The sequence below is a fragment of the Bradyrhizobium sp. genome, from assembly GCF_049586575.1.
Taxonomy (GTDB): Bacteria; Pseudomonadota; Alphaproteobacteria; order Rhizobiales; family Xanthobacteraceae; genus Bradyrhizobium.
Window position 1 is genome coordinate 1 of the sequence record NZ_JBAVCF010000718.1, and the last position, 6334, is coordinate 6334.

The window sequence follows — 6334 nt, forward strand, 5'->3', positions numbered from 1 at the left end:
GGCCCAACTTTGCCTCAACAACGGCCGTGGGGTGTTCTGCCGGGTCTACCCATCAACAAGCCCTCAAGCTCCAGCGCGGCCTTTTCTTCGGTGATCTGCTCCACCAGAGCGACTTCTCCAGACAATCGATCAAGCGCGGTGGCGTAAAACTGCCGTTCGCTATAGCTCTGTTCAGACTCGGCGGGGCGCCGATGCAGATCGCGCATCACTTCCGCCAGCGCGACGATATCGCCCGATTTGAGCTTGCTTTCGTATTCTTTTGTCAATCGAGCCCAATTGATACGCGCCTTGAGGGCCGCCTGGCTCAAAGTCCGTCGAACTTGCTTGATAGCTCCGGGACTGGACAGCTTGCGGATGCCAATGCGCACCGCTTTTTGCGTGGGAACGCGCGCCTTCATCCTGCTTTTCGCAAAATGGATGACGAAGAATTCCAGGCTGGCCCCCGCAACTGTTTGAACCTCGATCCCCTGTATTTGACCAACACCATGAGCGGGATAAACGACAAATTCGTCCTTGCTGAATTCAAGAAGATTTTCAGGTCGCCGTATTTGGCCGCCATCACCTTCAACCGGGAGTTCGACTCGGGCCTCATGGGTCTGGTCCGAGCTATCGAACCGTCGATGTTCCAAATTCATAGTGCGGTGAATCCATTTCTTCGATCGTGCGCTTCTTCGGTTGCTCGACTACTATTAAGGCGCGTCTCTGCGCGCTTCTACGCCGATGACGCGGACGACACGATTCCTCCAAAGTGTGTGGCTTCCTGGCAACTTGTTCCCAACCTGTGAATTGAGCAACATAGCCGCAAGGACACGGAACACCTTGATGGACTCGAAAAAGCTTTCGGAATGGCTCAAGTCCCACGGCCTGGAGGAGAAGGTGCTCGAGAAATCGGCGGCGCCTCTGGCCGACACATCGACAAGTGAACGGCGTCAGTTGATTGTGCTGTTCTGCTTGCGTTGCTGACGCCCATCCACGGCTGGTTCACAGAAGGCCGGGATACCAAGGATGTTAAAGAAGCCGGTCAGCTTTTACGCGAGCTTCGCGATGGCCCGAGTGCAGGACGTGATCGAGCCGCCTGAGCCCGCGAAATGACAGGCAGCCGCGTTTCGCGCTGACCGTATTGCCTCGCCATTCGCCATGATTCCCGCTTTTGGGCCAAAGCGGGCGCTCTCGGGATAATAATTCTTAACGGTTTTTTGAGAAAATCGCGCTTTCAGCAGCAGGATTGCCCCCGATGATCATCTGGTCTTTTGCGAAGCGCGCGTTCATGGCCTTTTGGTATCCCTATGTGGGGATGCTGAATTCGATTTGGCCCTCGATCACCATCGACGGAAAACGGCTGGTCATCTATCGCGGCGTCTACAAGCCGCTCGAGAACGAGCACGCCTGTGCCGATTATTGCCGAGAGGGCGACAAGGTGCTCGACCTCGGCTGCGGCAGCGGCGTAGGCGCGGTGTTCTGTGCGCCGAAGGTGCGCGAGCTATTGGCCGTTGATATCAGTCCGTCGGCAGTCGCGAACACCGCGGAGAATTGCAAGCTTAACGGGCTCCGCAACGTTGCGGTCAAGCAAAGTGACATGTTCTCCCGCGTCGAAGGCAAGTTCGACCTCATCCTGGCCAATCCGCCATATCTCGAGGCAGACTTCGAAAATCCGGAACGGCAATTCGCGACCTCGACACGCTATCTACCGATTCTTTTTTCCCAGGTCGGCAAGCACCTCGCCGGAGACGGCCGCCTGCTGATTCAGTATCCGATCTGGTTCCGCGGCCTGATCGAAAGACTTGCGGCGGCGCATGGCATGAAACTGATGGCGGTTCGCCGCATGCCCTTAAAATCTCCGTCGCTGCTGCTTTTGAGCTTGCTCTATATGCAGTTCGGATTCCGCTCGGCGTTCTACCTGCTTCAGCCTGTGTCAGCGGGCGAGGCAGCGAGCACCAGCTAGGGTCGAGGTGCTCGCATCGTCGAGAAGCAGGGGTTAAACGCGGGATCCGCGAACCACGGTGATCCATACTGAAAGCAGACTCAGAGCAGAGGCCCCCGGCTCGATGGGGGCCTCTTCTCGATGGATTATTCTACGTTACAGCGTATTCAGGAAGTTCACGAGATCGGTCTTTTGCTGATCCGTAAATCCAATGCCGAACCGCTGGTCATAGAAATTCACCGCCTCCAGCAGGCTTGCGGCCGAGCCGTTGTGGAAATACGGCGCTCGCGACGCGAGCCCGCGGAGAATCGGACCCTTGATCTTGCCGATATCGGCGCACTGTCCGGAGATCAGCGCGCGGCCGGGATCGGTGACCTTGAACACCTGCCCGGCGAGTTTCCCCTGCGTGCAGGTCAATGTGAACACCGGCAATCCAGAGGTGTCGAGTACCGGCGGTCTCTTCGCGCCCGCATCGGCGATGCCGATGTCGAGCGGCGCCTTGACGGAATGATCGCCGACATTGGGCGTGTCGTGGCAGGTGCCACAGGATCCCGAAAAGCTCGCGACCCCAAGAGCATCGTTGATGCCCGCTACGCCCGTGATGTTGATGTTGGTCGTATTGAACACCTCTTCGCCGCGCGCGATCGACAGGCGCCGCTCGACATCGTGCTCATCGTGTCCGTGTGCGCTCAGCCACGGCCGGTAGATATCGAAAATGTTGGACGTGAACGGTAGGCCGGTCGGATTATTTCCGAATGGATCATTCACGCCGATGAAGAACGATTGCAACGACAGCGTCACCGGACCGCCAAGAGCGCCGTCGCGGTGCAGCACTCCGGCAACGCGGTCGATCTCCTGAGCTGTGTAGATGCCGCTCTCGAACGCAACGATCTCGGCGAGCTGCGCGGCGGTCGGGGCCGCGTTTGCCTGGGCGTGGCCGAGCGTTGCGTCCATTGCCTGGTTGGTCAGACTGGGCTCGCGGCCGTCGAACATGATCGTGCTGAGGAAACCGAGATTGGTCGATGGCAGCGGCCTCCGATAGACCGACACGATGCCGGTCGTCGGGCTGGTGAGGCCGGTTACGGGATTCGTGTTGCAGGAATAGGGATCGTCGACCGACGTCACCGCGAATTGCACGCCGCTCGGCATCGGCAAGCCGATGCGGATCAGCCCCTTCTCAATCAGCAGCGTATAGGCTTGCCGCTTCGCCTGCAGGGTCGAGACGTTGGCGGTTGGGCAGGTCGCGCCATCGACCAGGCGGAAAATCGGATCCGTTCCATTGCTGCCGGCGAACCGCGCAGCGACACCGGCTGCGCTGACCGTCCAGCCGGTCTGCGGCTGGTGGCAAGTGAAGCAGGTACGGCCGTTGGTGCCGAGATTTTGGAAGAACGGGTTGTTGGCCGGGAATGTTGCGCCGCCGGGCTGGAAGGTCGCGATCGCGCCTACTGGGTTGTTATCGATCTCGAATCTGGGGATGATCGGCGGCGCTTGTTGGACGCTCTGATCGGGGTCCTTGAAGCGCCGCATGGCCTGCATGTGATCGATCATCCCGGCAGCAAAGGCCGGGACGTCTGCGCCGGAATTGCTGCCTGCTTGCTGCGCCACCGCAAGCGACGACATATTACCGGCAATACACGCGGCGATCGCACCGACGGTTGAAATTCTCGCAATACGGGTGAACGCAGAATAGGCTTCGGCAATGGGCTGTCGTTCTTTCATTGAACTCTCCCTCTAAATGAACTTCTCCTGCAAAAAAATTTGGGGCTGTAGCCGCAATCAGGCCAGTGTTTGGCGCGCGGTGGCTGACGGAGGCGAAATGCCGCCGAATGCTGTTTGCTCGCGACCGCGTAAGCAGGCGTTTGCAATTATTTATGGGTCGAAAGGTCTCGCGTCCCCCATTTGGGGGAAGTCGGATCACGTTCGTGTGACGGTTTCTCCGGTTCGCGCGTGAGACGCGGCCGGTACCGGTCCGCTGATGCTGATCTGCCGCCTCTGCGGCGATTCTTATGCAGAACGTATTGCGGTCGGCTTGATTCATGATCCACCGGCAGCAGCGCTAAAGGCACGTCGAACAGGCGGGGTCAAACTACGCGTCTCAATGCCGACATCATATGAAGCGGTTCACACTCGGTCCATATCTCTTTGGCGGCCCTGTTAAAGGGCGGCGTGGCGCCCGCAGTCGGCAGCTCGCAACAAGATGTGTCTGCAAAGCAACACATCTCGGCATTTCGGAGGTCTTAAGACCTCTTGGGACCTAGGCAGCGCAGGTGTCATGGGGGAGTTTCCGGTTTTGCAATTCGACTTTGCCGATTGGCTGCGATGTCTGGAAACCGGGGCGGGAGACTAACCGTTCGCTGCCTGCCGTTCCGGCTGGCATTGCCGGCGCTCGCCGCTGCCTTCGCAATCGGCGCCGGAAGCGCGCGCGCTAACGATCTGTGCACGACGATCGGCGTGGTCACGACCTGCTCCGGCGACCAGTCGGCCGGCATTGCGCTCAATCCCAACAACGGAATCACGAGCCTCTTCGTCCAGTCGCTGACGCTGCCGATCGGGCCGACCGCGGGGATATCCGGCATCAATTTCCAGTCGTTGGGAGCCAACGGCGTTTCCGCAGCGCCTGCCGGGGTAGCAGGATCGGACTTGACGGCCACGACCGACACCAGCGTGAGCATTTCGACCACGAGTGGCGCGCCCGGAATCCTGGTGAGGAGCACCGGCGGAAATGGTGCCGACCGAGTGCCGTTCGTTAATTCTGGCGGCGCTGGTGGGCAGGGCGGAGCCGTGAGTGTCGGCAATGCAGGCTCGATCACCACCGCGGGCGCAAACGCGATCGGCATATCGGTCCAAAGCGCCGGCGGAAACGCCGGCTTTGATGCGGGCTCGGGGGGCGGCGGTCCCGGCGGCACGGTGACTGTGACGAACTTGATTTCAGGCACCATCGCAACCAACGGCACCAGCGCCTACGGAATCTATGCCGCCTCGGTCGGCGGTAATGGCTATCTCAATAGTCAGGATGATGGCGCGCCCGGCGCGCAGTCCGGCAATATCGGCGTCACCAATGCCGGCTCGATTACCACGCAACTCGCCGGCAGTTCGGGCATCTATGCTTCCTCGCTGGCCGGCACGACGGGAAACAGCAGTTCGATCGGCGCCAACGCCGGCTCCATCACGATCTCCAACTCCGGAACGATCCAGACCTTTGGATCGACCACGCTGCCGATCCTTCCAGTCCCCTTCACATTGGCGAACGGAATCCTGGCGCTGGGGACGGGCGGGGCTGGCAGCGACGGCGAGAACGACAACAGCGCGGGCAGTGCGAGCGGCGGCAATGCCGGCGCCGGCGGCGTCGGCAGCGTGATCGGCGTCACCACGAGCGGGACCATCACCACCCAGGGCAGGGGCAGCTTCGGGATCTATGTGCAGAGCCTCGGCGGCGCGGGTGGTGTGGGCGGCGCAGCAGGCGAAAGAGGTTCTACCAATACTGGCGGCGGCGACGGCGGCGACGGGGGTGCCGGCGGCGGCGTGACGGTGACAGCGTCGGGAACGATCACGACCAACGGCGGCGGCATTTCGGCCAACAGTTATGGCGGCATCGGCGGCAACGGCGGCAGTGCGACTGGCGGAACGGCGGTTGGCCGGCCCGGCGGGACCGGCGGAATCGGTGGTGACGTCACGGTGACGACGACCGGCATTTCGCTCACCACGACCGGCAATGGCAGCGTCGGCCTGTTTGCGACCATCCCCAGTGTCGGCATTCTGGCGCTGAGCCACGGCGGCAACGGCGGCACCGGCGGCGATGCCAGCGACAGCCTGACAATCGATGGCACCAGCGGCAATGGCGGCGGCGGCGGGACCGGTGGCACCGTCACGATCACGGGCTCCGGGACTGTCACGACGTCTGGCGCGCAAGCGGCCGGAATTTACGGCCAGAGCATCGGCGGCAATGGCGGCAACGGCGCCAACGCATTGGGTTCGTTCAACGCGGATGCCCGCAACGGCGGCGCGGGCGGAGACGGAGGCACCATTACCGTCAACACGACCGCCAATGTAACGACCAGCGGCGGGGGCGCCTATGGCATCGCCGCCTTGAGCCAGGGCGGCAACAGTGGCGATGGTGGCCACGCATTCTCGCTCGTCAACGCCAGTGCGGGAAACAGCGCCGATGCGGGATCCGGCGGCACGATCACGCTGACATCGAGCGGCACGTTTGCGACCAGTGGTTCAAATGCCGCCGCGCTTTACGCCTTGAGCGCGGGCGGCAATGGTGGCAGCGGCAACAGCGGCGACGCCCTGGCGGCAGCCGGCGGCAATGGCGGCAATGGCGGTGGTGGCGGCATGGTCACGATCAACGCCAACGGGACCGTGGGCACCACGGGCACCGGGGCGTTCGGCGTGAGCGCGCAAAGCATGGGC

The 6334-nt window shown here is 61.8% G+C and carries 5 protein-coding genes; 3 read left to right on the top strand and 2 right to left on the bottom strand.

Features of this window, described 5'->3' with window-relative positions; translation table 11 throughout:
• Positions 1-14: 14 nt before the first annotated feature.
• The gene (locus tag WB528_RS26170) at positions 15-635 is read right to left on the bottom strand and encodes a CarD family transcriptional regulator (RefSeq protein WP_423892169.1); all 621 of its coding nucleotides are present in this window, start codon (positions 633-635) and stop codon (positions 15-17) included.
• Positions 636-822: 187 nt separating this feature from the next.
• On the opposite strand from WB528_RS26170, the gene WB528_RS26175 reads away from it, so the two are divergent.
• Both WB528_RS26175 and WB528_RS26180 read left to right on the top strand, forming a co-directional pair.
• Positions 823-963, top strand: a complete 141-nt coding sequence (locus tag WB528_RS26175) for a hypothetical protein (RefSeq protein ID WP_423892171.1) — start codon at positions 823-825, stop codon at positions 961-963.
• Between the two features lie 271 nt (positions 964-1234).
• On the top strand, positions 1235-1942 hold the full coding sequence (locus tag WB528_RS26180) for a methyltransferase (RefSeq protein WP_423892173.1): 708 nt from the start codon (positions 1235-1237) through the stop codon (positions 1940-1942).
• A 135-nt stretch (positions 1943-2077) separates the two neighbouring features.
• Here WB528_RS26180 and WB528_RS26185 read toward each other — a convergent pair whose 3' ends face one another.
• Complete coding sequence (locus WB528_RS26185; RefSeq protein WP_423892175.1) at positions 2078-3640, bottom strand: hypothetical protein; 1563 nt, start codon at positions 3638-3640, stop codon at positions 2078-2080.
• Between the two features lie 600 nt (positions 3641-4240).
• On the opposite strand from WB528_RS26185, the gene WB528_RS26190 reads away from it, so the two are divergent.
• The coding region (locus WB528_RS26190; RefSeq protein WP_423892178.1) for a beta strand repeat-containing protein at positions 4241-6334 on the top strand (2094 nt) is incomplete at its 3' end.